This is a genomic window from Streptomyces sp. DSM 41931 (genome assembly GCF_050271085.1).
Taxonomy (GTDB): Bacteria; Actinomycetota; Actinomycetes; order Streptomycetales; family Streptomycetaceae; genus Streptomyces; species Streptomyces albogriseolus.
In genome coordinates, this window is record NZ_CP189902.1 from 4,492,377 (window position 1) to 4,518,125 (window position 25,749).

The 25,749-nt window shown below is 72.6% G+C and carries 21 protein-coding genes; 10 read left to right on the forward strand and 11 right to left on the reverse strand.

Going from position 1 to position 25,749, the window contains the following annotated elements; genetic code table 11:
• The first annotated feature begins 10 nt into the window (after window positions 1–10).
• The gene (locus tag ACP7TJ_RS20940; RefSeq protein WP_427764541.1) at window positions 11–3,343 is read left to right on the forward strand and encodes a S8 family peptidase; all 3,333 of its coding nucleotides are present in this window, start codon (window positions 11–13) and stop codon (window positions 3,341–3,343) included.
• A 69-nt stretch (window positions 3,344–3,412) separates the two neighbouring features.
• On the opposite strand, the gene ACP7TJ_RS20945 is transcribed toward ACP7TJ_RS20940, so the two are convergent.
• The gene (locus ACP7TJ_RS20945; RefSeq protein ID WP_093766766.1) at window positions 3,413–4,327 is read right to left on the reverse strand and encodes a helix-turn-helix domain-containing protein; all 915 of its coding nucleotides are present in this window, start codon (window positions 4,325–4,327) and stop codon (window positions 3,413–3,415) included.
• A 177-nt stretch (window positions 4,328–4,504) separates the two neighbouring features.
• Between ACP7TJ_RS20945 and ACP7TJ_RS20950 the strand changes: the two genes are divergently transcribed.
• A complete protein-coding gene (locus ACP7TJ_RS20950) occupies window positions 4,505–5,545 on the forward strand; it encodes an NAD(P)-dependent alcohol dehydrogenase (protein WP_367487623.1) in 1,041 nt (346 codons plus the stop codon).
• A 310-nt stretch (window positions 5,546–5,855) separates the two neighbouring features.
• Here ACP7TJ_RS20950 and ACP7TJ_RS20955 read toward each other — a convergent pair whose 3' ends face one another.
• The gene (locus ACP7TJ_RS20955; RefSeq protein ID WP_093766768.1) at window positions 5,856–6,974 is read right to left on the reverse strand and encodes a hypothetical protein; all 1,119 of its coding nucleotides are present in this window, start codon (window positions 6,972–6,974) and stop codon (window positions 5,856–5,858) included.
• A 151-nt stretch (window positions 6,975–7,125) separates the two neighbouring features.
• Here ACP7TJ_RS20955 and ACP7TJ_RS20960 point away from each other — a divergent pair, with 151 nt between their 5' ends.
• Window positions 7,126–8,283 (forward strand): cystathionine gamma-synthase, encoded by a 1,158-nt coding sequence (locus ACP7TJ_RS20960; protein ID WP_189910578.1) that lies wholly within the window; start codon window positions 7,126–7,128, stop codon window positions 8,281–8,283.
• A gap of 19 nt (window positions 8,284–8,302) precedes the next feature.
• Here ACP7TJ_RS20960 and ACP7TJ_RS20965 read toward each other — a convergent pair whose 3' ends face one another.
• From ACP7TJ_RS20965 to ACP7TJ_RS20975, 3 genes are all read right to left on the reverse strand, one after another.
• The gene (locus ACP7TJ_RS20965) at window positions 8,303–8,551 is read right to left on the reverse strand and encodes a hypothetical protein (protein WP_167740970.1); all 249 of its coding nucleotides are present in this window, start codon (window positions 8,549–8,551) and stop codon (window positions 8,303–8,305) included.
• Between the two features lie 13 nt (window positions 8,552–8,564).
• Window positions 8,565–9,065, reverse strand: coding sequence for a sigma factor-like helix-turn-helix DNA-binding protein (locus ACP7TJ_RS20970; RefSeq protein WP_189910579.1), 501 nt, complete (start codon window positions 9,063–9,065; stop codon window positions 8,565–8,567).
• A gap of 123 nt (window positions 9,066–9,188) precedes the next feature.
• On the reverse strand, window positions 9,189–9,677 hold the full coding sequence (locus ACP7TJ_RS20975) for a MarR family winged helix-turn-helix transcriptional regulator (protein WP_427764548.1): 489 nt from the start codon (window positions 9,675–9,677) through the stop codon (window positions 9,189–9,191).
• A gap of 175 nt (window positions 9,678–9,852) precedes the next feature.
• Between ACP7TJ_RS20975 and ilvA the strand changes: the two genes are divergently transcribed.
• From ilvA to ACP7TJ_RS20990, 3 genes are all read left to right on the forward strand, one after another.
• Window positions 9,853–11,082 (forward strand): threonine ammonia-lyase, encoded by a 1,230-nt coding sequence (gene ilvA, locus ACP7TJ_RS20980; RefSeq protein ID WP_093766771.1) that lies wholly within the window; start codon window positions 9,853–9,855, stop codon window positions 11,080–11,082.
• Between the two features lie 181 nt (window positions 11,083–11,263).
• Entirely contained in the window at window positions 11,264–12,253 is a 990-nt protein-coding gene (locus ACP7TJ_RS20985; RefSeq protein ID WP_093766772.1) for an ATP-binding cassette domain-containing protein, read from the forward strand.
• Window positions 12,250–13,095, forward strand: a complete 846-nt coding sequence (locus tag ACP7TJ_RS20990; RefSeq protein WP_167740968.1) for an ABC transporter permease — start codon at window positions 12,250–12,252, stop codon at window positions 13,093–13,095. Before ACP7TJ_RS20985 ends, ACP7TJ_RS20990 begins: the two co-directional genes overlap by 4 nt.
• Window positions 13,096–13,153: 58 nt before the next feature.
• Here the strand turns inward: ACP7TJ_RS20990 and greA are convergent, their stop codons facing one another.
• The gene (gene greA, locus ACP7TJ_RS20995; RefSeq protein ID WP_093766774.1) at window positions 13,154–13,651 is read right to left on the reverse strand and encodes a transcription elongation factor GreA; all 498 of its coding nucleotides are present in this window, start codon (window positions 13,649–13,651) and stop codon (window positions 13,154–13,156) included.
• A 168-nt stretch (window positions 13,652–13,819) separates the two neighbouring features.
• Entirely contained in the window at window positions 13,820–14,218 is a 399-nt protein-coding gene (locus tag ACP7TJ_RS21000; protein ID WP_167740967.1) for a DUF4307 domain-containing protein, read from the reverse strand.
• A 148-nt stretch (window positions 14,219–14,366) separates the two neighbouring features.
• On the opposite strand from ACP7TJ_RS21000, the gene mca reads away from it, so the two are divergent.
• Entirely contained in the window at window positions 14,367–15,248 is an 882-nt protein-coding gene (gene mca, locus ACP7TJ_RS21005; protein WP_093766776.1) for a mycothiol conjugate amidase Mca, read from the forward strand.
• A complete protein-coding gene (locus ACP7TJ_RS21010) occupies window positions 15,241–15,483 on the forward strand; it encodes a hypothetical protein (RefSeq protein ID WP_093766777.1) in 243 nt (80 codons plus the stop codon). Before mca ends, ACP7TJ_RS21010 begins: the two co-directional genes overlap by 8 nt.
• Before the next feature lie 346 nt (window positions 15,484–15,829).
• Here the strand turns inward: ACP7TJ_RS21010 and ACP7TJ_RS21015 are convergent, their stop codons facing one another.
• Window positions 15,830–19,030 (reverse strand): tetratricopeptide repeat protein, encoded by a 3,201-nt coding sequence (locus ACP7TJ_RS21015; RefSeq protein ID WP_427764556.1) that lies wholly within the window; start codon window positions 19,028–19,030, stop codon window positions 15,830–15,832.
• Window positions 19,031–19,210: 180 nt separating this feature from the next.
• Here ACP7TJ_RS21015 and ACP7TJ_RS21020 point away from each other — a divergent pair, with 180 nt between their 5' ends.
• Complete coding sequence (locus ACP7TJ_RS21020; RefSeq protein WP_427764559.1) at window positions 19,211–21,250, forward strand: thioredoxin domain-containing protein; 2,040 nt, start codon at window positions 19,211–19,213, stop codon at window positions 21,248–21,250.
• Window positions 21,251–21,259: 9 nt separating this feature from the next.
• Here the strand turns inward: ACP7TJ_RS21020 and ACP7TJ_RS21025 are convergent, their stop codons facing one another.
• The 3 genes from ACP7TJ_RS21025 to trhA form a co-directional block, all read right to left on the reverse strand.
• The gene (locus ACP7TJ_RS21025) at window positions 21,260–21,994 is read right to left on the reverse strand and encodes a Mut7-C RNAse domain-containing protein (protein WP_189910583.1); all 735 of its coding nucleotides are present in this window, start codon (window positions 21,992–21,994) and stop codon (window positions 21,260–21,262) included.
• A 33-nt stretch (window positions 21,995–22,027) separates the two neighbouring features.
• Complete coding sequence (locus ACP7TJ_RS21030; RefSeq protein WP_193459667.1) at window positions 22,028–22,660, reverse strand: TetR/AcrR family transcriptional regulator; 633 nt, start codon at window positions 22,658–22,660, stop codon at window positions 22,028–22,030.
• Between the two features lie 151 nt (window positions 22,661–22,811).
• Entirely contained in the window at window positions 22,812–23,525 is a 714-nt protein-coding gene (gene trhA / locus ACP7TJ_RS21035; protein WP_093766782.1) for a PAQR family membrane homeostasis protein TrhA, read from the reverse strand.
• Window positions 23,526–23,853: 328 nt separating this feature from the next.
• Here trhA and ACP7TJ_RS21040 point away from each other — a divergent pair, with 328 nt between their 5' ends.
• Window positions 23,854–25,674, forward strand: coding sequence for a phosphoenolpyruvate carboxykinase (GTP) (locus tag ACP7TJ_RS21040; protein WP_387583328.1), 1,821 nt, complete (start codon window positions 23,854–23,856; stop codon window positions 25,672–25,674).
• The last annotated feature ends 75 nt before the right edge of the window (window positions 25,675–25,749 follow it).

Genomic DNA, 25,749 nt, shown 5'->3' on the forward strand with positions numbered 1-25,749 from the left:
AGGGGGAACCTTGCGCAGACAAGTGAAAAGAGCGTGCGCGGCCACGATCGCCACGGCGACCGCCGTGGCACTCGCGGCGGGCATGGCCGGCCCCGCGTCGGCGAACGGGGAGAACAGCACGGCCGCCGGTTCGTCCGCGAGCGCGACGGCGCTCAAGGGCAAGCACCGGGTCACCCTCATCACCGGTGACCGGGTCGCGCTGGACGCCAAGGGCCGCGTCGTGGGTCTGGAGCCGGCCGAGGGCCGGGAGCACATACCCGTCCAGATCCGCCGCAGCGACGGCCACACGCTGGTCGTGCCCGCCGACGCCGCCCGGCTGGTCGCGTCCGGCAAGCTGGACCAACGGCTGTTCGACGTAACCGAGTTGAACAAGGCGGCGACCCGCACCGCGCACCGCGGCGGTCTGAAGGTCATCGTCGGCTACCGGGGCGCCGCGAAGGCCGCCAAGGCCGACGTCCGCGACGCGGGCACGGTCCGCCGGACGCTGACGTCCCTGAACGCGGACGCGGTGCAGACGCCGCAGGAGGCCGGCGCCGAGCTGTGGGAGGCCGTCACCGACGGCGACCGCACCGCCTCCGGTGTCGCCCGCGTCTGGCTGGACGGCGTCCGCAAGGCGTCCCTGGACACCTCGGTCGGGCAGATCGGCACCCCGAAGGCATGGGAGGCCGGCTACGACGGCAAGGGCGTCAAGATCGCCGTCCTGGACACCGGTGTGGACGCCACCCACCCGGACCTCAAGGGCCAGGTGACCGCGTCCAAGAACTTCACCTCCGCGCCCACCACCGGTGACGTGGTCGGCCACGGCACCCACGTCGCGTCCATCGCGGCCGGCACGGGCGCCCAGTCGAAGGGCACGTACAAGGGCGTCGCGCCCGGCGCGAAGATCCTCAACGGCAAGGTCCTCGACGACGCCGGGTTCGGCGACGACTCCGGGATCCTCGCCGGGATGGAGTGGGCGGCCGCCCAGGGCGCCGACATCGTCAACATGAGCCTCGGCGGCATGGACACCCCGGAGACCGACCCGCTGGAGGCGGCGGTCGACAAGCTGTCCGCCGAGAAGGGCATGCTGTTCGCCATCGCGGCGGGCAACGAGGGCCCGCAGTCGATCGGTTCGCCGGGCAGCGCCGACTCCGCCCTCACCGTCGGCGCCGTCGACGACAAGGACAAGCTCGCCGACTTCTCCTCCACCGGCCCGCGCCTCGGCGACGGCGCCGTCAAGCCGGACCTGACCGCCCCCGGCGTGGACATCACGGCCGCCTCGGCGAAGGGCAACGACATCGCCAAGGAGGTCGGCGAGAAGCCGGCCGGCTACATGACCATCTCCGGCACCTCGATGGCCACCCCGCACGTCGCGGGCGCCGCCGCGCTGCTCAAGCAGCAGCACCCGGAGTGGAAGTACGCGGAGCTGAAGGGCGCGCTCACCGCCTCCACCAAGGACGGCAAGTACACGCCGTTCGAGCAGGGCTCGGGCCGCGTCCAGGTGGACAAGGCGATCACGCAGACCGTGATCGCGGAGCCGGTGTCGCTGAGCTTCGGCGTGCAGCAGTGGCCGCACGCCGACGACAAGCCGGTCACCAAGAAGCTCACCTACCGCAACCTCGGCACCGAGGACGTCACGCTGAAGCTGACGTCGACCGCGACCGGCCCGAAGGGCAAGGCCGCCCCGGCCGGCTTCTTCACGCTCGGCGCCTCCACCCTGACCGTCCCGGCGAACGGCACGGCCTCCGTGGACGTCACCGCCGACACCCGCCTCGGCGGCGCGGTCGACGGCACGTACTCGGCGTACGTGGTCGCCACCGGCGCCGGCCAGAGCGTGCGCACCGCCGCCGCGGTGGAGCGCGAGGTCGAGTCCTACAACGTCACGCTGAAGGTCCTCGACCGCTCCGGCAAGGCGACCGCGAACTACATGGCGTACCTGTCGGGCCTCACCGGCCTGGGCAAGGACCGGTCGTACGCGCCGTACGAGGCCGACGGCACCGTCAGCGTGCGCGTGCCCAAGGGCGGTTACGTCCTGGACGCCAGCGTGCTCGTGGGCGCCGACCCGGAGACGTGGCGGGGCGCCGACTGGCTCGCCCAGCCCAAGCTGGACGTCACCAGGAACACCACCGTGACGGTGGACGCCCGCAAGGCCAAGCCGGTCAAGGTCACCGTGCCGGGCAAGGCCGCCAAGGCGCAGTTCGCCTCGGCCGACTACACGATCGAGACCAACGACAGCGCGGTCTCCTACGGCTGGTGGCTGGAGAACTACAGCGGTTTCCGCTCCGCGCACCTCGGCCCGCAGATCACGAACGGCACGCTGAGCCAGCAGTGGAACACCCACTTCAGCAACGGCGCCAAGGCGCAGTACACGGCCATCAGCGGCGGCAAGGTGAAGAAGCTCGCCACCGGCTACACCCGCGCCTTCAAGGCCAAGGAGTTCGCCACCGTCCAGGTCGGCATGGGCGCCGCGGCCAGTGGCAAGAAGGGCGCCGTCACCGCGTTCGGCTGGCTGCCCGGCAGCTCGGGCGCGTCCGGCTTCTCCCAGGAGCAGAAGCTCCCCAGCACCCGCACGCTGTACCTGTCCACGGTCAACGGCGTGACGTGGGACCTCGACTTCGAGCAGCTCGGCGGGGTCGACAACGAGGGCTGGCCCATCTACGACGCCGTCTACACGATCGGCGTCGGCAAGACCTACAAGGGCGGCAAGACCTACAAGGAGACCGTGAACACGGCCGTCTTCGGGCCGCGTCTCACCTCGTCCTACGGCGTCTTCCGCGACGGCAACAGCATCTACGGCGTGATCCCGCTGTTCGCCGACGGCAAGGGGCACGCGGGCTCCTCGGAGTTCTCCTCCGCCGTCACGACCCTCTACCGCAACGGCAAGAAGGTCGGCTCCAACAACGACCCGCTGTTCGGCGAGGAGGGCTTCACCGTCCCGTCCGGTGACGCCGCCTACCGGCTGACCACCTCGGTCAAGCGGAGCGCCAAGGTCGCCGCCGCGTCCACCCGCATCGACGCGAGCTGGACCTTCCGGTCCAAGAAGACGTCGGGCGAGAAGCAGCTGCCCGTCTCCTCGGCCCGGTTCGCCGCGGTCACGGGGCTGGACAGCAAGGTCGCGGCCGGCAAGAAGGCCACCTTCCCGGTCGTCGTGGAGGGCGCCGCCCAGGGCAAGAACCTCAAGTCCCTGGCGGTCTACGTCTCCTACAACGGCGGCAAGACCTGGAAGAAGACCACGGTCACGAAGGGCAAGATCACCGTCAAGAACCCCGCGAAGGGCAAGGCGATCTCCTTCCGCGCCAAGATCACCGACAAGAAGGGCAACGCGTCCCTGATCACCATCCACAACGCCTACTACGGCAAGTAGTCCGCGACCGGTGACGGCCCGCCGGAGGCACCTGCCTCCGGCGGGCCGTTCCCGTCCTTGCCCCGCCTCTCAGGCGGCCGGCGTCCGCGGTCCGTCCGCCGGCGTGTCCGCGTTCCAGCTGCCCAGCAGGCGCAGCGCCTCGGCCGACGGCGACCCGGCCTCCGCGAAGTACGTCACCAGCGACTGCTCGGCCTCCCCGGCCGGGCGGAACGACTCCCACAGCAGCGTCAGCTCACCGACCAGCGGGTGCCGCAGCCGCTTCACGCCGTGGCTCTTCTCCTTGACGTCGTGCCGCGCCCACAGCGTGCGGAACTCCTCGCTCTTCACGGACAGTTCGCCCACCAGCGCGGACAGCGCGGGGTCGTCCGGGTGCCGGCCCGCGTCCATGCGCAGATAGGCGACCATGTCGCAGGCCTTCTGGTCCCACTCCACGAACAGCTCGCGGTGCGCGGGGTCGAGGAAGACCATCCGGGCCCAGTTGCGCTCCTGTGCCGGCAGCGCGCCCCAGTCGCCGAAGACCGCCGTCGCCATCCGGTTCCAGGCGAGGATCTCCGACCGCCGGCCCACCACGTACGCCGGGACCGTCTCCATCGCGTCCAGCAGCTGCCGCAGCGCCGGGCGGGCCTGGCGGCCGCGGGGCTCCGGCCGCTTGCGGCGCCGGCCCGGCCGCGCGAGATGCGTCAGATGCGCGTGCTCGGCGTCGCTCAGCCGCAGCGCGCGGGCGATCGCGTCCAGGACCTCCGCCGACACATTGCGCCCGTTTCCCTGCTCCAGGCGCGTGTAGTACGCCACGGACACCCCGGCGAGCTGCGCCAGCTCCTCCCGGCGCAGACCGGGCACCCTGCGATGCCGCCCGAGGTCCGGCAGTCCCACGTCCTGCGGCTTCAGCCGGGCCCGGCGGGTGCGCAGAAACTCGCTCAGCTCGGCACGCGGGTCGAGCCCGCCGCCCTGGGCGCCGGCCGGGTCGCCCGTGTGCTCGTCCATCTGTCCATGGTGCCCGTTCGTACGCACCTCGTGCCTGTCCCCGCCAGTGGTAGGCACAGCGTGCGTAGGCAACCCGGAAGTCTGGGTACGCGCCGCCCGTTGTCGCAGGTTGGACATCGTGTGCGCCCGGCCGAGGAGACGCCGGGCGCACGACCCCCTCAGGAGGAGAAACTTCGTATGACCACTGTCGCCGCGTACGCCGCGCCCGCCGCCAAGGCGCCGCTGGAGCGCACCACCGTCGAGCGGCGCCCCGTCCGCGAGCACGACGTGCTGATCGACATCAAGTTCGCCGGAATCTGCCACTCGGACATCCACCAGGTCCGTGAGGGCTGGGGCGAGGCGATCTTCCCGATGGTCCCCGGCCATGAGATAGCGGGCGTCGTGTCCGAGGTCGGCCCCGGCGTGACCCGGTTCAAGGTCGGCGACCGGGTGGGCGTCGGCTGCATGGTCGACTCCTGCCGCGAGTGCGAGATGTGCCGTGCGGGCAAGGAGCAGTACTGCCTCCAGGGCCAGACCCCGACGTACAACGGCATCGGCAGGGACGGCGAGCCCACCTACGGCGGCTACTCCGAGAAGGTCGTCGTCGACGAGAACTTCGTCGTCCGCATCCCGGACGGCCTCGCCCTCGACGTGGCCGCGCCGCTGCTGTGCGCGGGCGTCACCCTGTACTCCCCGCTGAAGCGCTTCGGCGCGGGTCCGGGCCGCAAGGTCGCGATCGTCGGCCTGGGCGGCCTGGGCCACATGGGCGTGAAGATCGCGCACGCGATGGGCGCCGAGGTGACGGTGCTCTCGCAGTCCCTGCGCAAGAAGGACGACGGGCTGCGGCTGGGCGCCGACCACTACCACGCCACCAGCGACCCGAAGACCTTCGAGGAGCTGCGGGGCGCCTTCGACCTGATCGTGTCGACGGTGTCGGCGCCGCTGGACTTCGGCGCCTACCTGTCGCTGCTCAAGCCCGAGGGCACGCTGGCGAACGTGGGCGCCCCCGAGGAGCCGGTCTCCCTGAACCTGTTCTCGCTGATCGGCGGCGGCCGGTCGCTGGCAGGCTCGATGATCGGCGGCATCCCCGAGACCCAGGAGACGCTGGACTTCTGCGCCGAGCACGGCATCGGCGCGGAGATCGAACTGATCGCCGCGTCCGAGATCAACGAGGCCTACGAGCGCGTCGAGAACAGCGACGTCCGCTACCGCTTCGTGATCGACACGGCGACGATCTGAGTCCGCGCGTGCGGACCGTCGCGGCCCCGTGGCCGCGACGGTCCGGCGCCGAGCGGTCCCGACGCGGACTACGGCGCAGCCGTCCGGGAACATGACTCCGGTGAAGACCAGCCCGCAGACCCGCCCCGTCCCGGTGAAGGAAGAGCCCCCCGTGCCTGAGAACGCCCCCGCCGGACCCGTTCCTGCGCCCGCGGAGGAGCCGGAGGAGGAGGGCCTGTCCCTGGAGAGCCTGCCGTCGGCCTGGGCCGCCTGACCCGCACGACGCTGACGGGTATACGGACAAACACCGGGACGTCGCGCGGGTCTGACGTCAGTGCGGCAGCGTGGCCGGGCTGCCGCCGTTCGCCTCGTAGCCGGCGACCGCCAGGGCGCGGTACACCGCGAACTCGGCGGCCGGGTCCGGGGAGAGCGTCCACGGCAGGGCGCCGACGTGCCCGTCGACCTGTATGAGCTGGCTCATGGCCTCCGCCCAGCGCTCGGAGCGCACCAGGAAGAACACCAGCATGTGCCGCACATGCGCGGTCATCGGGTCGTCCGGGCGGGCCGAGTGCACCGCGTGCAGCGCGCCGTGGACCGCCTTGGAGACGACCTCGCTCTGGTAGAACCCGCTGACCAGATTCACCTCCGGGAGGTGCTCGAACACCGCGAACAGCGGCATCGCGGCCAGCAGGGACCCCTGGGGCGCCCGCGCCGCCGCGGCCTCCGCGAAGTCGTACGCCTGCTGCCGCGAGCCGTGCCACTTCTCGCACCAGTAGTGCAGCGCGGCCAGGTGCGCGCCCATGTGCGCCGGGGCGCGGTCCAGGATCTTCAGCCAGACCTGCTCGAACTCCTGCTGGGAGTAACCGAGTCCGCGCGCCACGGACAGCTCCACGATGTACGGCACCGGGTCGCCGGGGGCCAGCAGCGCGGCCTCGCCGCACGCCGCCTTCGCCTCCTCCATGATGATCCGGAACTCGTCCGAGCCGGGCGCGGCCGTGCGCCACGCCTGCTGCACCAGGAACTCCGCGTGCACCGCGGCGCCGCCCGCGTCCTTGGGCGCCTCGGAGCGCCACACCCGCAGCCACTGGCCGCCCGGCGTCTCGGAGACCCCGCCGGGCCGCTGCGCCAGCTCCAGGGACGCGGCGCCCGCGAAGGCCTGCACGCGCTGCCAGCGCTGCTCGCCGTCCGCGGGCGTGCCCGCCAGCAGCTGCTGCGCCGCGCGGTAGTCCTGGGTCCGCTGCACCACGTCGAGGACGTCCAGCAGGTCCTGGTCGGGGCCGGGCATACGGACGTCCAGCTCCTCCTGGCGCGCGAAGCCGTAGTTCGCCGGGTCCGCCGCGTCCGGGTGGCCGGGCGGGACCAGGCCCACGGCGCCGCGCCGGCGCCGAAGGAACGGCATCAGCACGAAGCCGATCATGAGGAGGGCGATCAGGACCCACAGAATCTCCATGTCACAAGCGAACCAGACCACGCGGCCGAATGGCCAACCCGCTGTCCGTACCTGTGGAAAAACCCCGCTGACCGCCCCGAAAAGGCGCCTTCGCCCCGCCCGGACCGGCCGCGGCCGTCATCACCCGCTTCCGCGCACTACCCTCGGGCGCATGAGCGACAGGCACATCAGTCAGCACTTCGAGACGCTCGCGATCCACGCGGGCAACACCGCCGACCCCCTGACGGGCGCGGTCGTCCCGCCGATCTACCAGGTGTCCACCTACAAGCAGGACGGTGTCGGCGGCCTGCGCGGCGGTTACGAGTACAGCCGCAGCGCCAACCCGACCAGGACCGCGCTGGAGGAGAACCTGGCCGCCCTCGAGGGCGGCCGCCGCGGACTCGCGTTCGCGTCCGGACTGGCGGCCGAGGACTGCCTGTTGCGCACGCTGCTCGCGCCCGGCGACCACGTGGTCATCCCGAACGACGCGTACGGCGGCACGTTCCGCCTGTTCGCCAAGGTCGTGGCGCGCTGGGGCGTGGAGTGGTCGGTGGCCGACACCTCCGACCCGGCGGCGGTGCGGGCCGCGATCACCCCGAAGACCAAGGTCATCTGGGTGGAGACCCCCTCCAACCCGCTGCTCGGCATCACCGACATCGCCGCCGTCGCCCAGGTGGCGCGGGACACCGGCGCCCGGCTGGTCGTCGACAACACCTTCGCCACGCCGTACCTCCAGCAGCCGCTGGCGCTCGGCGCGGACGTCGTCGTGCACTCCCTGACCAAGTACATGGGCGGCCACTCGGACGTCGTCGGCGGCGCCCTGGTCACCGCCGACGCGGAGCTGGGCGAGGAGCTGGCGTTCCACCAGAACGCGATGGGCGCCGTCGCCGGGCCGTTCGACTCGTGGCTGGTGCTGCGCGGCACCAAGACGCTGTCCGTGCGCATGGACCGCCACAGCGAGAACGCGACCCGTGTCGCCGACATGCTCACCCGCCACCCGCGCGTGACGAGCGTGCTGTACCCGGGCCTGCCCGACCACCCCGGTCACGAGGTCGCCGCCAAGCAGATGCGCGCCTTCGGCGGCATGATCTCCTTCCGCGTCGAGGGCGGCGAGCAGGCGGCCGTCGAGGTCTGCAACCGCGCGAAGGTGTTCACCCTCGGGGAGTCCCTGGGCGGCGTCGAGTCGCTGATCGAGCACCCGGGCCGGATGACGCACGCGTCGGTGGCCGGCTCGCAGCTCGAGGTGCCGGCCGACCTGGTGCGGCTGTCCGTCGGCATCGAGAACGTCGACGACCTGCTCGAGGACCTCCAGCAGGCCCTCGGCCGCTAGATCACGACGAAAGACCCGGTCACCAGCCGGTGAGGGGTGGGGTCGTCTCGGACGGCGGCTCCACCCAGGGCCGGGCGGTCAGCGCCCACACCGTGAACGCCACGGCCGCCGCGCACAGCAGCAGCCACATCACGCGCCGGGCGTACGTGCGGCGCCGGAGCATGCGGGTGCCGCGCCGCACCGCCTCCGCGGCGAGGTCGGGCGGCAGCACCGGCGGGCCCGTCACCATCAGCCGCCGTACCCGCTCCTCCCGGTTCGAGCGGTTCACCCCGCCTCCCCCGTCATGACGGCACCGGGCCGGCGCGCCCCAAGGCGGGCGCCACCTGGGGCGCGGGACGCAGCACGACGGCCATCGCGCGGTTCTGCACGGCGCGTACGCGCTCCGCGGGCAGGCCCAGCAGGGCCGCCGTCTGGTCCTCGCCGATGCCCTCGTGCAGCCGCATCACCAGGATCAGCCGCTCCTGCGGGCCCAGCCCGGCCAGCGGGCCGCCGGGCGGGGGACGGAAGGGGAGCCGCCCGCCGTACCGCAGGGTGCTGAGCGCGAACCTGGTCATCAGACAGCGCCGGGTGTGGTCGTACGGGTCCTCGCCGTGCAGCCGGTCCCAGCAGGCGTACGTACGGGCCAGGGCGAAGGTCAGCAGGCGCTGGGCGCGCGGGTTGGCGTCCCGGGGCTCGGCGGTCAGCAGGGTCGCGGTGTGCAGCAGCCGTCCGCCCGCGCCCGCCACGTACGCCCGGAACTCCTGGGCGCGACGAGCGTCGTCGAACGCATGCCGTGGTCGCACCCGCACCTCCCGTGGCCCCCTGAGGGCCGCCGTGCCGTGCGGCGGGCGGGGACCCCCTCCCCATATCAGGCCAGGGCGCGCCTCCGGGTCAAGAGGCGCGCACGGTGCGGGCGCCCGGCCGGTTCAGGAGTCGCCGCGGTCGTGCCCGGCCATCCGGGCGGACAGCGCGCCGTTGAACCGGGTGAGCAGCGCGCAGAACGCCTCGCGCTCCTCCGGCGCCCAGTCGTGGGTCAGCTCGGCCATCAACTGCCGCCGGGAGGCGCGTACCTCCTCCAGGCGCGCCTGGCCGCGCGGGGAGAGCTGGAGCACGACCGCGCGGCCGTCCTCCGGGTGCGAGGTCCGCTTGACCAGACCGGTGTCCACGAGCGGCGCCACCTGCCGGGTGACGGTCGAGGAGTCGATCCCCATGCTCGCGGCCAGGGCCTTGACGCCCATCGGGCCTTCCTTGTCCAGCCGGTTGAGCAGCAGGTAGGCGGCGCGGTCCATGGAGTTGCGGACCTGGCCGACCCCGCCGAGCCGGGTCTGTTCGGCGCGCCGGGCGAAGAGCGCCACCTCGTGCTGCAGAGTGTCGAGAAGACTGGTGTCGCCGACCGCGGTCAGATCGGTCGTCATGTCCATCGACATTTCAGGTGTAGTGGGCATGGCGGGGGGCTCACTTCGTGATGGGCTGCTGATGGGACGACAGGGTACGCGGCCGGGGCGCGGACCGTACCGGGGCTGTGCGAAGCGGTCGTCCGCGGGTTGGTCCCACCGCCGTTCCCCAAGGGGAAACTGCGATGCTGGAGGCATGAGCTACCGCACGGCCGACCGGCTGCGCACCGTCACCCTCGACGACGTGCGCGGCGCTCACAAGATGCTCTCCGGCGTGGCCCGCACGACCGCCCTGGAGGGCAGCCGGCACCTGTCCTCACGGGTGGGCGCGCCGGTGCTGCTGAAGTGCGAGAACCTCCAGCGGACCGGCTCCTTCAAGCTGCGCGGCGCGTACGTGCGGATCGCCGGCCTGCTTCCCGAGGAGCGGGCCGCGGGGGTCGTCGCGGCGAGCGCGGGCAACCACGCGCAGGGCGTGGCGCTGGCGTCGTCGCTGCTCGGCGTGCGGTCGACGGTGTTCATGCCGAAGGGCGCCCCGCTGCCGAAGATCAGCGCGACCCGGGAGTACGGCGCCGAGGTGCGCCTGCACGGCCAGGTGGTGGACGAGTCGCTGGCCGCGGCGCAGGAGTACGCGCGTGGGACGGGCGCGGTGTTCATCCATCCCTTCGACCACCCGGACATCATCGCCGGGCAGGGCACGGTGGGTCTGGAGATCCTGGAGCAGTGCCCCGAGGTGCGCACGATCGTCGTCGGGGTCGGCGGGGGAGGGCTGGCGGCCGGGATCGCGGTCGCGGTGAAGTCGCTGCGGCCGGACGTGCGGATCGTCGGCGTACAGGCGGAGGGCGCGGCGGCCTACCCGCCGTCGCTGGCCGCCGGGCGCCCGGTGTCGCTGAGCCACCCGGTGACGATGGCCGACGGGATCAAGGTGGGGCGGCCGGGCGACGTGCCGTTCGCGCTGGTCGGCGAGCTGGTGGACGAGGTGTGCACGGTCACCGAGGACGAGCTGTCGGCCGCGCTGCTGCTGTGCCTGGAGCGGGCCAAGCTCGTCGTCGAGCCGGCCGGGGCGAGTCCGGTCGCGGCGCTGCTCAGCCGGCCGGAGGCCTTCGAGGGCCCGGTGGTCGCGGTGCTGTCCGGCGGCAACGTGGACCCGGTGCTGATGGAGCGGGTGCTGCGGCACGGCATGGCGGCACAGGGCCGCTACCTGGCCGTACGGCTGCGGCTGACCGACCGGCCGGGCGCCCTGGCCTCGCTCCTGGGGGCGTTGTCAGTGGTCGACGCTAACGTCCTCGACGTGAGCCACGTGCGGACGGACCCGCGGCTGGGACTCACGGAGGCGGAGGTCGAGCTGCATCTGGAGACCAAGGGACCGGCGCACTGCGCCGAGGTCCAGCAGGCCCTGCGCGACGCGGGTTACACGGTCATGGGCTGACGCCGGACGCGGCTTCACCCCTTCGGGTAATCCCATTGAGAGACGCGATACATCGCGTTATGGTGTGTGCTCCGTCACGGCACGGCCGCCGGTGACCCCCGGCGCCCCGGGGCGGCGTCCGGCGCCTGCCGGCACACGAACCTAGGCTTTTCCGAAGCATCACGATGACGTGGAGATTCATATGCCAGGTGCCATCCAAGCCGAAGGTCTGGTGAAGACCTTCGGAGACGTCAAGGCACTGGACGGCGTCGACCTCGAGGTCCCGGAGGGGACCGTCCTGGGACTGCTCGGGCCGAACGGCGCGGGCAAGACCACCACCGTCCGCTGCCTCACCACGCTGCTGCGCCCCGACAGCGGCCGGGCCGTCGTCGCCGGGATCGACGTGCTCAAGCACCCCGACGCCGTGCGCCGCTCGATCGGCCTGTCCGGCCAGTTCGCCGCCGTCGACGAGTACCTCACCGGCCGGGAGAACCTCCAGATGGTCGGCCAGCTCTACCAGATGAGGGCCAAGGCCGCCCGGGCCCGCGCGGACGAGCTGCTGGAGCAGTTCCACCTGGCGGACGCGGCCGACCGCACGGCCAAGACCTACTCGGGCGGCATGCGCCGCCGCCTCGACCTCGCCGCCGCCCTGGTCGTCTCCCCGCCCGTGATGTTCATGGACGAGCCGACGACCGGCCTCGACCCGCGCAACCGCCAGCAGCTCTGGGAGGTGATCAAGGACCTCGTCTCCGGCGGCACGACGCTGCTGCTCACCACGCAGTACCTGGAGGAGGCCGACCACCTGGCGCACGACATCGCGGTCGTCGACCAGGGCAAGGTCATCGCCCAGGGCACCTCCGACCAGCTCAAGGCCCGCACCGGCGGCGAGCGCGTCGAGGTCGTGGTGCACGAGCGCGAGCACATCCGCACCGCGGCCGCCCTCCTCGACAAGTACAGCCTGCGCGGCCTCGGCCAGGGAGACACCACGGTCGAGGAGCACATGCGCAAGATCACCACGCCGGTCTCCGGCGGGGCCAAGCTGCTCGCCGAGATCATCCGCGAGCTCGACGCCGACGGCATCGAGATCGACGACATCGGGCTGCGCCGCCCCACCCTCGACGACGTGTTCCTCTCCCTCACCGGCCATGTCGCCGAGTCCGCACAGTCCGACGACGAGGAGGCCGCCAAGTGAGCGCCGTCACCGAATCCGTGCGGGTCGCGTCCCCCGGGAACGCCTTCAGCCGCTCCGTCCGCGACTCGCTGGTCGTCGCCAAACGCAACCTGATCCGCATGATCCGCATCCCCGAGGTGGTCATCTTCGGGCTGATCCAGCCGATCATGTTCGTGGTGCTGTTCTCGTACGTGTTCGGCGGCTCGCTGGACATCGGAGGCTCCACCAGCCCGCAGGTCTACCGCGAGTTCCTGATGGCCGGCATCTTCGCCCAGACGGTCACCTTCGCCACGGCGGGGGCCGGCGCGGGCATCGCCGAGGACATGCACAAGGGGCTCATCGACCGCTTCCGCTCCCTGCCGATGGCGCGCGGCGCGGTGCTCACCGGCCGCACCCTCGCCGACATGGTGCAGACGGCGCTCACCCTGCTCGTGCTGGCCGTCGTCGCCCTGCTGGTCGGCTGGCGCACGCACACCAGCGTCGGCGAGGTGCTCGGCGCGTTCGGCCTGCTGCTGCTCACCGGGTACGCGTTCACCTGGATCGGCGCCGTCATCGGCCTGTCGGTGCGCACGCCCGAGGCGGCCACCTCCGGCGGACTGGTCTGGCTGTTCCCGGTCACATTCGTGTCGAACGCGTTCGTGGACTCCAGCAACATGACGCCCTGGCTTCAGCACATCGCGGACTGGAACCCGTTCAGCGCCACCGTCCAGGCGTGCCGCGTACTGTTCGGCAACCCGGGCGTCTCCACCTCCGACGCCTGGCCGATGCAGCACCCGGTGTGGGCGTCGGTGATCTACTCGGTGCTGATCATCGCGATCTTCCGGACCCTGGCCGTGCGCAAGTACCGCTCGGCGGCGGCATGACGAAGCCCCCGGCGCCGCTCGGGGCGCCGGGGGCCCGTGGGGACTCGCGTGCGGCGGGTCAGCCGTTGTACGGCTCGGCCTTGAGGATGGTCACCGAGGCCTTCTTGCCGTTCGGCAGCTCGTACTCCGCGTCCTCGCCGACCTTGTGGCCCATCACGCCGGACCCCAGCGGGGACTGCGGCGAGTAGGTCTCGATCTCGGAGCTCGCGTACTCGCGGGAGGCGAGCAGGAAGGTCAGCGTGTCGTCCTCGTCGCCGTCGAAGGCGATCGTCACGACCATGCCCGGCGCGACCTCGCCGTCGGTCGCCGGGGGCGTGCCCACCTTGGCGTTCTCGAGGAGCTGGGTCAGCTGGCGCACACGGAGCTCCTGCTTGCCCTGTTCCTCCTTGGCCGCGTGGTACCCGCCGTTCTCACGCAGGTCGCCCTCCTCACGCGCGGCGGCGATCTTGGCGGCGATCTCCGTGCGCGCGGGACCAGTAAGGTGCGCAAGCTCGTCCTTGAGCTTGTTGTACGCCTCCTGGGTCAGCCAGGTGACGTTCTCGCTGGTCTGGGTCACAGGTGCTCCTCGTAGGTACTGGGAATACAAAGCATCGCCCTACCCAGAAGGATGGTCCCCCAGGCGCGGGCGAAACCACGAGCCTAACAATTCAGTGCCCGTAGGGGGAGGACATAAGCCGTTGTTCTCACATCAGCGCAGGTCAGTGGCCGGGTATTCCCCGCCCGCTCATTCGGCGTGACAGCCGACGAGCTCCGCGCTGGTGCCGGGGGAGGTGGTGCGCAGCGTGACCACCTGGTCGACGCGGGTGGCGTCCCCGTCGAAGCGGAAGTCGGCCCGGCCGACCTCGGCGCCGTCCGCCGCCTGGGAGCGCACGGTGCAGTAGCCGACGACGCCGGCGTCCTTGTGCACCTCCAGGTGCACCTTCACCGCGTCCTCGCCGGTCTCGAAGCGGATCAGCTCGGCGCTGATCTCGTTCTGGGCGACGTAGTGGTAGCCGAACCAGCCGATCAGGGCGGTGAACAGGACGGCGAGCACACCGCCGACGACCTTGAGGGTGCGGTCGGCACGCTGGTCCGAGGAGCGGCCGTAGCGGCCCTCGGGCAGCCGCGTGCTCGACGTACTCATGATCGTCTCCTCGGAAGGAAGGGACCGGCGTCCCCGGACCGTCCCCGGGCGGGGCGCTCCGGAATTTTTCGCCCCCCGGTTCCGTCACTATAGAAGCCTGCGACTGCGACGCCGCACACAGGGCGCCCAACGACTTGAGGATTGAGTCTTGACTGACCAGCTGCGACTGATGGCCGTGCACGCCCACCCCGACGACGAGTCGAGCAAGGGCGCGGCCACCATGGCGAAGTACGTGTCCGAGGGGGTGGACGTGCTGGTGGTGACCTGCACGGGCGGGGAGCGCGGCTCCATCCTCAACCCGAAGCTCCAGGGGGACCCGTACATCGAGGAGCACATCCACGAGGTGCGCAAGAAGGAGATGGACGAGGCCCGCGAGATCCTCGGCGTGAAGCAGGAGTGGCTGGGCTTCGTCGACTCCGGGCTGCCCGAGGGCGACCCGCTGCCGCCGCTGCCGGAGGGCTGCTTCGCCCTGGAGGACGTCGACAAGGCGGCGGGCGAGCTGGTGCGCAAGATCCGCTCCTTCCGGCCGCAGGTGATCACCACCTACGACGAGAACGGCGGCTACCCGCACCCCGACCACATCATGACCCACAAGATCACGATGGTGGCGTTCGAGGGCGCGGCGGACACCGAGAAGTACCCGGAGGCCGAGTTCGGCCCGGCGTACCAGCCGCTGAAGGTGTACTACAACCAGGGCTTCAACCGGCCCCGCACCGAGGCGCTGCACCACGCGATGCTGGAGCGCGGGCTGGAGTCGCCGTACGGGGACTGGCTGAAGCGGTGGGACGAGTTCGAGCGCAAGGAGCGCACGCTCACCACGCACGTGCCGTGCGCCGACTTCTTCGAGATCCGGGACAAGGCGCTGATCGCGCACGCCACGCAGATCGACCCCGACGGGGGCTGGTTCCGGGTGCCGATGGACCTCCAGAAGGAGGTCTGGCCGACGGAGGAGTACGAGCTCGCGAAGTCGCTCGTGGACACCTCCCTCCCCGAGGACGACCTCTTCGCGGGCATCCGGGACAATGGCTGACATGAGCGCAAGCGCAAGCCTGGCAATGACGCACCTGGTCCCCCTCGCCAAGGAGTTCGACGAGGACAAGGTCACCCCCGGTGTCCTCGGCTTCATCGTCTTCGCGGTGATGGCCCTGGCCGTCTGGGGCCTGATGAAGTCGATGAACCGGCACATGGGCCGCGTGAACTTCGCGGAGGCGGACGACAAGGCCGCGGACGCCGCCGTCTCCGACACCGGCAAGTCCACGGCCTGATCCCGGGCCGCGCCGCACGGCACCCGGCATCCACGCCGGGTGCCGCACCCGTGTGCCCGCGGGGCTCGGTGCCGCCGGCGCGGCTGAGCGTCCCGGGGTGAGCCCCGGCGCTCGGCCCCGCCCGCCGGTACCCGCACCGCGCGCTGCGGTCCCAGCGGCCGGCCGCCGCCGGGAGCGCTCGGCGCGGGCGTCCGGCAATCTCACGGCTCGGCGGCGGGCCCCAGTGCCCGCGGCCCCCGGGTACACACCGGGCGCCGCACCCCTCCCCGCGACCGGTTCCACCGCGCCCGGCACCCGGCGTGAGTGCCGCACCCCCCTGCACCCCGCCCGCACCCCGCAGGGACCCTCACGCGTCCAGTGGCACGGCCACCCCCATCACCTCCCGGGCGTGGCGGGTGGGGACCAGGCCGAGGTTCCAGGCCTGCCAGCCGGTGTCCAGGGTGACGCCCCGTTCCAGAAGGAGCCCGTAGGACTCGACGCAGTCGGCGAGCTTGGGGTCGCGGGCCGGGTGGGGCGCGGCGGCCAGCTCGGTGAGCTCCTGCTGGGCCACCGCCGTGCCCACCTTCGTGCCGCCCGGCGCCGCGTACGGCAGGAGCGTGCAGCGCAGGAAGCGCGCCCAGTCCTCGCCGCGCCGGTCGCCGTAGGAGGCGAACAGCGCCACCGCCTCGTCGCACAGCGCCAGCGCCTGCGGGGTGCGCGCGTTGCCCGCGTCGACGACCGCCAGCTCCAGGCACGTCCACGCCTCGCCGTGCGCCACCCCGATCCGCTGGAAGTCGGCGCGCGCGTCCACCAGCAGCTGCCGGGCGAACCCGGAGTTGCGCAGCGAGCCCGTCCGGGCGGCCCGCTGGTCGCGGGTGACCCGCGCCGAGTGGTGCCGGGCGCAGGCCAGGCCGTAGACGTCCCGCATACGGGAGAACATCGTGCGGGCGCGTTCCAGCTCGCGCACCGCCAGGTCCAGGTCGCCGCTCTCCTCCAGGGCCTGCCCCAGGTAGTACAGCGTCCACGCCTCGCCCCGCGCGTCCTCGTTGTCCCGGTGCCGGGCGGCCGCACGGCGCAGCTCCTCCACCGCGGGACCGGCGTCCCCGTCCACCAGCCGGGCCCGCGCCAGCTCGGTCAGCGCCCACGCCTCGCCGCGCGCGTCCCGGGTGCGGCCGTACAGGTCGAGGGCGGTGCGCAGCTCGCCCTCCGCGCGCGGCACGTCCCCGCGCCGCAGGTGCAGCTGCCCGAGCTGGAAGTGCGCCCACGCCTGCCCGTGCAGGGACTCGCCCGCGCGGTGCAGCACCAGCGACTCGGTGAGCAGCTCCAGCGCCTCGGCCAGCCGGGCCCGGTCCCGTTCCACCGCGGCCAGCGCGTGCATCGTCCAGGCGCGGTCGGCGGCCAGCGCGTCGGACGCCTGGAGGTCCAGCGCATCCCGCAGCCGCGCCGACGCCTCCGTCAGATTGCCCTGGTGGTGCAGCGTGATGCCGAGCGAGGTCAGCGCCCGCGCCTCGCCCGCCTCGTGCTGCGCCTCCCGGTACAGGTCCACCACCGACGTCAGGGTGGTCCGCGCCGTGTCCAGCTCGCCGAGCTGACGTGCCGCGATGCCGGTGCGCCACTGCACCGAGCGGACCAGCAGCCCCTCGTCGACGGCCTGCGCCAGCTCGTTGATCTCGCCCAGCCGGTACAGGTCGCCGCGCAGCAGGCAGTAGTCGCACAGCGCGCCCAGCAGATTCAGCACCGCCCTCCGGTCCACGCCCTCGGCGTGCCGCAGCGCGGCGGTGATGAAGCTGGACTCGTCGTCCAGCCAGCGCAGCGCCTCGTCCAGCGAGGTGAAGCCGTACGGGCCGAAGCGGTCGGAGCGGGTCGACATGTTGCCGTCGACCAGCCGCAGCACCGAGTCGGCGAGCTCGGCGTAGTTGACGATCAGCCGTTCCTGCGCGGCCGCGCGCTCGTCCGGGTCCTCCTCGTCGAGGAGCCGGGCGTGCGCGAACGCCCGCACCAGGGCGTGCAGCCGGTACCGGCTGTGCCGGACCCTGTCGATCAGCCCGGCCCGGTGCAGCGCCTCCAGGTGCCGGGTGGCCTCCGCCTCGTCGGTGGAGAGCAGCGCCGCCGCGGCGGCCGCGCCCAGCGAGGCGCGCCCGGCCAGCGCCAGCCGCCGCAGCAGCCGCCGAACGGTGTCGGGCTGGTCGCTGTAGCGCAGCCACAGGGCCCGCTCGACCGGCTCGACGGGCCCGTAGGCGCCGAGGTCGGCCGCGAGGGCGAGCGTGGAGCGCGGCCCGAGGGCGGCGCCGGCCAGCCGCAGCGCCAGCGGCAGACCCCCGCACAGCTCCCGCACCCGCTCCGCGGACTCGGCGTCGTACGGCCCGGAGGCGTCCTGCGCGGCGGCGGTCAGCAACTCCTCCGCGCCGGCCGCGTCCAGCGGCTCCACCGGCAGCCGGTGCACACGCGCGGGCAGGTCCTCGGGCAGCCCGAGCGGGGAGCGCGAGGTGACGAGGACCAGGCTGTCGGAGCGCTCGGGCAGCAGCGTGCGCACCTGCTGCGGGTCGGAGGCGTCGTCGAGGACGATGGTGACCGGCGTGCCGGTCAGATGCTGGTGGTACAGCTCGCTCAGCCGTTTGACCTGCTGGTCCGGGGAGGTCCGCTCACGGAACAGCAGCTGCTCGCGGGGCGCGCCGAGCCGGTTCAGCAGGTGCAGCAGCGCGTCCCGCGTGGACAGCGGGGGCTCGCCGGAGCCGTCGCCGCGCAGGTCGACCACGCAGGCCCCGCGGAAGTAGTCCTTCAGCTCGTGCGCGGCCCGCACCGCCAGCGTCGTACGGCCGCTGCCCGGCTCCCCGTGCAGCACCACGACCGTGGGCCGGGTCTCCGTGCTCGCGCGGGCCGACTGCACCCACTGCCGGATCCGCGCCATCTCCTGCCGCCGCCCCGCGAACGGGCCGTGCGGCTCCGGGAGCTGCCCGAACGACTGCTCCAGGACGTTCCTCCCGCGGGCCGCCGCGCTCTTGTCGGTGCCGCGCAGCCGCGGCCCGGTCCTCTTCGGCGCCGTGGACGCGGCGAGGACCCGCTGCTGGTCGAGGAACGGCCGGATGCCCCGCACCTCCAGCGCGGTCAGCCACTGCAGCCGCAGCTGCTCCACCCCGCCGGGCTGGCCCGTCGCGCCGGCGTGGTGGTGGGCGGCGGGGAGGTGCGACCCGGCGACCTTCACCACGGTCGCCGCCGCCCCGACCACGCCGACGGCCACCCCGGCGCCCAGCGCGGTCCCGGTGTCCGTGCCGAACGCCAGGTCGGCGACCACCGCCGCCACGCCCGCCACCCCGGCCACCAGCAGCGGCGTACCGCCGCCCTCGCGCGCGTAGCGCTGCCGGAAGGTGAGCCGTCCCGCCTCCGCCTCGTCCAGGGCACGGGTGTACGCCTCGTACTCCTCGGCCGCCGTCCGCGCCATCGCGTCCAGCGCCCCGCGCGCCCGGGACAGCAGCACCTTCCCGTCGGTGCGCCCGCCCGACCGGCGCACCTCCTCCTCCACGGCCCGCGCCAACAGCCGCTCGGCCTCGGCCCGCTGACCGTCCCTCATGTCCCGTCCCCCTCCGGCGGCGACTGCGTCCCTACGAGTGTCCTGCGCGAGGGGCCCCGGCGCGAGGGTGCGGCGATCAACGGCCGCCCCGTCACCATCCCTTCACACGGAGGGGGCGCACGACGGGCCGCGTCCTCTCCCGTCCCGCGCCGGGCGGGGGGAGTGCGCGAGGATGGGGGCATGGCGAACCGACTTGCGCAGGCCACGTCCCCCTACCTCCTCCAGCACGCCGACAACCCCGTCGACTGGTGGACCTGGTCCGAGGAGGCCTTCGCGGAGGCGCGGCGGCGCGACGTGCCGGTGCTGCTGAGCGTCGGCTACTCCAGCTGCCACTGGTGCCATGTCATGGCCCACGAGTCCTTCGAGGACCAGGCCACCGCCGACGAGATGAACGCGCACTTCGTCAACGTCAAGGTCGACCGCGAGGAGCGACCGGACGTCGACGCCGTGTACATGGAGGCGGTGCAGGCGGCGACCGGGCAGGGCGGCTGGCCCATGACGGTCTTCCTCACCCCGGACGCGGAGCCGTTCTACTTCGGCACCTACTTCCCGCCCGCCCCCCGGCACGGCATGCCGTCGTTCCGGCAGGTGCTGCAGGGCGTCCGGCAGGCCTGGCAGGAGCGGCGCGACGAGGTCGGCGAGGTCGCCGGGAAGATCACACGGGACCTGGCGGGCCGGGAGCTGTCCGTGGGCGGCGACGAGGTGCCCGGCGAGCAGGAGCTGGCGCAGGCGCTGCTCGGGCTGACCCGGGAGTACGACCCGCAGCGCGGCGGGTTCGGCGGGGCGCCGAAGTTCCCGCCGTCCATGGTGATCGAGTTCCTGCTGCGGCACCACGCCCGCACCGGTGCGGAGGGCGCGCTGCAGATGGCGGCGGACACCTGCGAGCGGATGGCGCGCGGCGGCATCTACGACCAGCTCGGCGGCGGCTTCGCCCGCTACTCCGTGGACCGCGACTGGGTGGTCCCGCACTTCGAGAAGATGCTCTACGACAACGCCCTGCTGTGCCGGGTCTACGCTCATCTGTGGCGGGCCACCGGCTCGGAGCTCGCGCGCCGGGTGGCGCTGGAGACGGCCGACTTCATGGTCCGCGAACTGCGCACACCGGAGGGCGGCTTCGCCTCCGCGCTGGACGCCGACAGCGACGACGGTAGCGGCCGCCAGGTGGAGGGCGCCTACTACGTGTGGACGCCTGAGCAGCTGCGCGAGGTGCTCGGCGACGACGACGCGGACCTGGCCGCCCGCTACTTCGGGGTGACCGAGGAGGGCACCTTCGAGGAGGGCGCGTCGGTGCTGCAGCTGCCGCAGCGGGACGAGGTGTTCGACGCGGCCCGGATCGACGGCGTCCGGGAGCGGCTGCTCGCGGCGCGAGACCGGCGGCCCGCGCCCGGCCGCGACGACAAGGTGGTCGCCGCGTGGAACGGGCTGGCGATCGCCGCGCTCGCCGAGACCGGCGCGTACTTCGGCCGGCCGGACCTGGTGGAGGCCGCCGTGGCCGCCGGCGACCTGCTGGTGCGGGTGCACCTGGACGAGCAGGCCCGTATCGCCAGGACCAGCAAGGACGGGCAGGTGGGCGGCAACGCGGGCGTGCTGGAGGACTACGCCGACGTCGCCGAGGGCTTCCTGGCGCTGGCGTCGGTGACCGGCGAGGGCGTGTGGCTGGACTTCGCCGGCCTGCTCGTCGACCACGTCCTGGCCCGCTTCCTGGACGTGGAGTCGGGCGCGCTGTACGACACGGCGTCGGACGCGGAGCGGCTGATCCGGCGCCCGCAGGACCCGACGGACAACGCCACCCCGTCCGGCTGGACCGCCGCCGCGGGCGCGCTGCTCGGCTACGCGGCGCACACCGGCTCCGAGCCGCACCGTACGGCCGCCGAGCGGGCCCTGGGCGTGGTGAAGGCGCTCGGCCCGCGGGTGCCGCGGTTCATCGGCTGGGGGCTGGCGGTCGCCGAGGCCGTGCTGGACGGCCCGCGCGAGGTCGCGGTGGTCGGGCGGGGCGCGGACGACCCGGCGACCGCGGAGCTGCACCGCACCGCCCTGCTGGGCACGGCGCCCGGCGCGGTGGTCGCCGTCGGCACGGAGGGCGGCGACGAGTTCCCGCTGCTCGCCGACCGGCCCCTGGTCGGCGGCGCCCCGGCCGCCTACGTCTGCCGCAACTTCACCTGCGACGCCCCGACGACCGACCCCGGCCGCCTGCGCACGGCGCTCGGCGGACGCGCGTAGGCGGAGGGCTCAGAGGCCGCGGTCCGCCCGCGACGCCACCGCGCGCTCCACGATCGCCTCCAGCTGTTCGTGGTGCGCGCCCTTCCAGTAGGCGCGCCCGCAGTCGGCGCACTGGGCGAACACGTCGTAGGTGCGGTGGGTGCCCTCCTTGAGCTGGTCGGAGACGTCCTCCTTGCCAGCCGCGCGCAGCAGCCCGTTGCAGGCGGTGCAGCGGGTCCAGGGCCGCAGCTCGGGGTCGAAGCGGTCGAGGACGTACGCCAGCTGCTCCTCGGGGCGGGTGCTGTAGACGAAGGCGCCCGCCCACAGCTCGCGGCGGCGCAGCAGGCCCCGGTCACGGCTGAGCATGACCCGCTTCTCGGCGGCCGAGCGGGCGGCCAGCGCGGGGTCGCCGATGTCGGTCGACTCGTAGGCCGTGTCCACGCCCAGCAGCCGCAGCCGGCGGGCGAGGGTGCCGAGGTGGACGTCGAGCAGGAAGCGCAGGGGAGCACCCGGTACCCGCTGCGGATGCGTGTGGGGGCGGACGGTCACCGACTCGCCGGCGGCGGGGACGTGCCCGGTGGGCGTCTCGCGGCCGTCCACCAGCAGGGCGCCGACCTCGGTCAGCGGGACGCCGAGGGACTCGACGACGTGGCCGAGGCTGGAGAAGCCGTCGGTGGCCGTCCGGAGGCCGCCCGTGGCGCGCGCCTGGGGGACGAAGACGAGCAGCTCGGGGGCGAACTCGACGTGGATCTCGGGACCGTTCACCTGGTCAGGATGGCATGTCCGGTGCGCGCCGCCTCAGGGTTTCGCCGTGGGCAGCCCGTGCTCGATCACGTCGACCGCCCGGTCGGCCAGGTCGGCGTAGTCCTCCCGGTGACCGTGCTCGGCCCAGTACATCGTGGCCTCCAGCAGGCCGCCGACCAGGGACGTCGCGTGCACCCGCACCTCCAGGCCGTCCGGGTCGAGTCCGGTGCGGCCTGCGAGGGCCTCCGCGAGCAGCCGGCCGGTGTCCGTCAGGGTCTCCCGCATCCGTGCGCGGACCGCGGGGGCCTCCAGCATCAGCCGGGCGCGGAGCTCGGTGATCTCCGGCCGCTCGGTCATGGCGCGGCGGACGGCCGTGCGGATCACGTACCGGACGGAGTCGGTCCAGGGTTCGTCGGCGGGCCGTGCGGCGAGTGCGGCGAGCAGCGGCTCGTCGTACTCGTCGGTGACGACGATGTCCTCCTTGGTGGGGAAGTACCGGAAGACGGTCGACGGGGACACCTCGGCGCGCTCGGCGATCTGCTCGATCGTCGTGGCGTCGTACCCCTGCTCCTCGACCAGCGCGTAGGCGGCGCCGCGGATGGCCTGCCGCGTCTTGATCTTCTTGCGTTCGCGCAGTCCGGGGCGCGGCGGGGCGTCGGGGACGAGGGGGGATCGTGCGGCCGTCATGACGTTCATTGTCGGGCACCGGCCTCGGCGCCCCGAGGGCCCGCAGGCGGCGGGGGCCGGCCGTGCGTGCCCGTGTGCCCGGGCACGGAAAAGGCCGCGGCGTCGGTGCCGCGGCCTGCGTGCGGGGCGTGGGGCCGCCCCGGGTGTGCTCCTACGCGTGCTGGTAGGCCACCAGCGAGATTCCCACGTAGTGGGCGATGAAGGCGGCCAGGGTGAGGGAGTGGAACACCTCGTGGAAGCCGAACCAGCGGGGCGAGGGGTTGGGCTTCTTGATGCCGTAGACGATGCCGCCCGCGCTGTAGAGCAGGCCGCCGAGGACGACCAGGACGAGGACGGCGACGCCGCCGGTGCGCATGAAGTCCGGCAGGTAGAACACCGCGGCCCAGCCCATCGCGATGTAGCACGGCGTGTAGAGCCAGCGCGGGGCGCCGACCCAGAAGACGCGGAAGAGTATCCCGGCGGCCGCGGCGGCCCAGATGCCCCACAGCAGCCAGCGGCCCTTGGATTCGGGCAGCAGCAGGATCGTCAGCGGGGTGTAGGTGCCCGCGATGATCAGGAAGATGTTGGCGTGGTCGAGGCGGCGCAGCACGCCGTCCATGCGGGGGCTCCAGTTGCCCCGGTGGTACAGCGCGCTCACACCGAAGAGCAGGCAGGCGGTCAGGGCGTACACGCCGCAGGCGAGGCGGCCCCGGGGGGAGTCCGCGAACGCGGTGAGGGCCAGCCCCGCGACCAGCGCGGCCGGGAACATGCCGAGGTGGAGCCAGCCGCGCAGCTTCGGTTTCACGGGGTGGGGCAGAGAGGTCGCCACCGGGCCCCGGCCTTCGGCCTGCGGGTCCTTGGGCGTGTCGGGGGCGAACGCAGTCATGCCCGCATGGTACCTACGGCACCGTAAGTTACACCTCTGGGCGTCCTGTTGGACCGCGCGAAGTGGCCATCCTCTCATGCCGGCCCCGCGCCCGCCGTCACGCAAAGAATCGGTTTCGTTCACTCAATGTGCGCGTAAAGCCGCACGACAACCGTGGTCAGCGTCACGTTGCTCACCTGTGCGGCCCTCTGGACAGATGGGCGCACACGTCGGATGATCAAATGAGTGCGGTCGACACCGGATGAGCGCCAAAGTCACCACTTTCAGCATCCGGGTCGCAGCCCCCACGGGGCCTCCAACCACAAAAACCCCTCATTTAGGAGCAAACGTGGCGCGCGACATCGCGGAACCCGGCGTCCCCACCACCCACCAGGGACTGATCTCCTGGGTCAACGAGATCGCAGAGCTGACGCAGCCGGACAACGTGGTCTGGTGCGACGGCTCGGAAGCCGAGTACGAGCGCCTGTGCGGGGAGCTCGTCGACAAGGGCACGTTCACCAGGCTCGACCCGGTCAAGCGCCCCAACTCCTACTACGCCGCCTCCGACCCGACCGACGTCGCCCGGGTCGAGGACCGGACGTTCATCTGCTCCGAGAAGGAGGAGGACGCCGGCCCGACCAACCACTGGAAGGCGCCCGCCGAGATGCGGGAGATCTTCCAGGGCGAGAAGGGCGTTTTCCGCGGCTCCATGCGCGGCCGCACCATGTACGTCGTCCCCTTCTGCATGGGCCCGCTCGGCTCGCCGCTGTCCGCGCTCGGCGTGGAGATCACCGACTCCGCGTACGTCGCCGTCTCCATGCGCACCATGACCCGCATGGGGCAGCCCGTCCTCGACGAGCTCGGCGACGACGGCTTCTTCGTCAAGGCCGTGCACTCCGTCGGCGCCCCGCTGGAGCCCGGCCAGGAGGACGTCCCCTGGCCCTGCAACCAGACCAAGTACATCTCGCACTTCCCCGAGGACCGCGAGATCTGGTCCTACGGCTCCGGCTACGGCGGCAACGCCCTGCTCGGCAAGAAGTGCTACGCCCTGCGCATCGCGTCCGTCATGGCCCGCGACGAGGGCTGGCTCGCCGAGCACATGCTGATCCTCAAGCTCACCCCGCCGCAGGGGGAGAGCAAGTACGTCGCCGCGGCCTTCCCGTCCGCCTGCGGCAAGACCAACCTCGCCATGCTGGAGCCGACGATCTCCGGCTGGACCGTCGAGACCATCGGCGACGACATCGCCTGGATGCGCTTCGGCGAGGACGGCCGCCTCTACGCGATCAACCCCGAGGCCGGCTTCTTCGGCGTCGCGCCCGGCACCGGCGAGCACACCAACGCCAACGCCATGAAGACCCTGTGGGGCAACGCGGTCTTCACCAACGTCGCCCTCACCGACGACGGCGACGTGTGGTGGGAGGGCATGACGGAGGAGACCCCGGCCCACCTCACCGACTGGAAGGGCAACGACTGGACGCCGGAGTCGGAGACCCCGGCGGCCCACCCCAACGCCCGCTTCACGGTGCCCGCGTCGCAGTGCCCGATCATCGCGCCCGAGTGGGAGGACCCCAAGGGGGTGCCGATCTCGGCGATCCTCTTCGGCGGGCGCCGCGCCACGGCCGTGCCGCTGGTCACGGAGTCCTTCGACTGGAACCACGGCGTCTTCCTCGGCGCCAACGTGGCCTCCGAGAAGACCGCCGCCGCCGAGGGCAAGGTCGGCGAACTGCGCCGCGACCCGTTCGCCATGCTGCCGTTCTGCGGCTACAACATGGGCGACTACATGGCCCACTGGATCGACGTGGCGAAGGACAAGAACCCGTCCAAGCTGCCGAAGATCTACTACGTCAACTGGTTCCGCAAGGACGACAAGGGCCGCTTCGTCTGGCCCGGCTTCGGCGAGAACTCCCGCGTCCTGAAGTGGATCGTGGAGCGCCTGGCGGGCACGGCGGAGGGCGTCGAGACCCCGATCGGCGTCCTGCCGACGAAGGACGCCCTCGACACGGACGGCCTCGGCCTCTCCGACAGCGACCTGGACTTCCTGCTCACCGTGGACAAGGAGGTGTGGCGCGAGGAGGCCGCCCTGGTCCCCGAGCACCTCAACACCTTCGGCGACCACACCCCGAAGGAGCTGTGGGACCAGTACCACGCGCTGGTGAAGCGCCTGGGCTGACCGCCCGCACGGACCCCGCGGCCGGCCGGGATGAGGATGCCCTGACCAGCGATCGTCACGATCCGGCCGGCCGCG

Coding starts and splice junctions, on each gene's coding strand:
- ACP7TJ_RS20945 (WP_093766766.1), bottom strand. CDS start 4,327: ATGGACGAGCACACGGGCGACCCGGCCGGCGCCCAGGGCGGCGGGCTC.
- ACP7TJ_RS20950 (WP_367487623.1), top strand. CDS start 4,505: ATGACCACTGTCGCCGCGTACGCCGCGCCCGCCGCCAAGGCGCCGCTG.
- ACP7TJ_RS20955 (WP_093766768.1), bottom strand. CDS start 6,974: ATGGAGATTCTGTGGGTCCTGATCGCCCTCCTCATGATCGGCTTCGTG.
- ACP7TJ_RS20960 (WP_189910578.1), top strand. CDS start 7,126: ATGAGCGACAGGCACATCAGTCAGCACTTCGAGACGCTCGCGATCCAC.
- ACP7TJ_RS20975 (WP_427764548.1), bottom strand. CDS start 9,677: ATGACGACCGATCTGACCGCGGTCGGCGACACCAGTCTTCTCGACACT.
- ilvA (WP_093766771.1), top strand. CDS start 9,853: ATGAGCTACCGCACGGCCGACCGGCTGCGCACCGTCACCCTCGACGAC.
- ACP7TJ_RS20985 (WP_093766772.1), top strand. CDS start 11,264: ATGCCAGGTGCCATCCAAGCCGAAGGTCTGGTGAAGACCTTCGGAGAC.
- ACP7TJ_RS21000 (WP_167740967.1), bottom strand. CDS start 14,218: ATGAGTACGTCGAGCACGCGGCTGCCCGAGGGCCGCTACGGCCGCTCC.
- ACP7TJ_RS21010 (WP_093766777.1), top strand. CDS start 15,241: ATGGCTGACATGAGCGCAAGCGCAAGCCTGGCAATGACGCACCTGGTC.
- ACP7TJ_RS21015 (WP_427764556.1), bottom strand. CDS start 19,030: ATGAGGGACGGTCAGCGGGCCGAGGCCGAGCGGCTGTTGGCGCGGGCC.
- ACP7TJ_RS21020 (WP_427764559.1), top strand. CDS start 19,211: ATGGCGAACCGACTTGCGCAGGCCACGTCCCCCTACCTCCTCCAGCAC.
- ACP7TJ_RS21030 (WP_193459667.1), bottom strand. CDS start 22,660: ATGACGGCCGCACGATCCCCCCTCGTCCCCGACGCCCCGCCGCGCCCC.
- trhA (WP_093766782.1), bottom strand. CDS start 23,525: ATGACTGCGTTCGCCCCCGACACGCCCAAGGACCCGCAGGCCGAAGGC.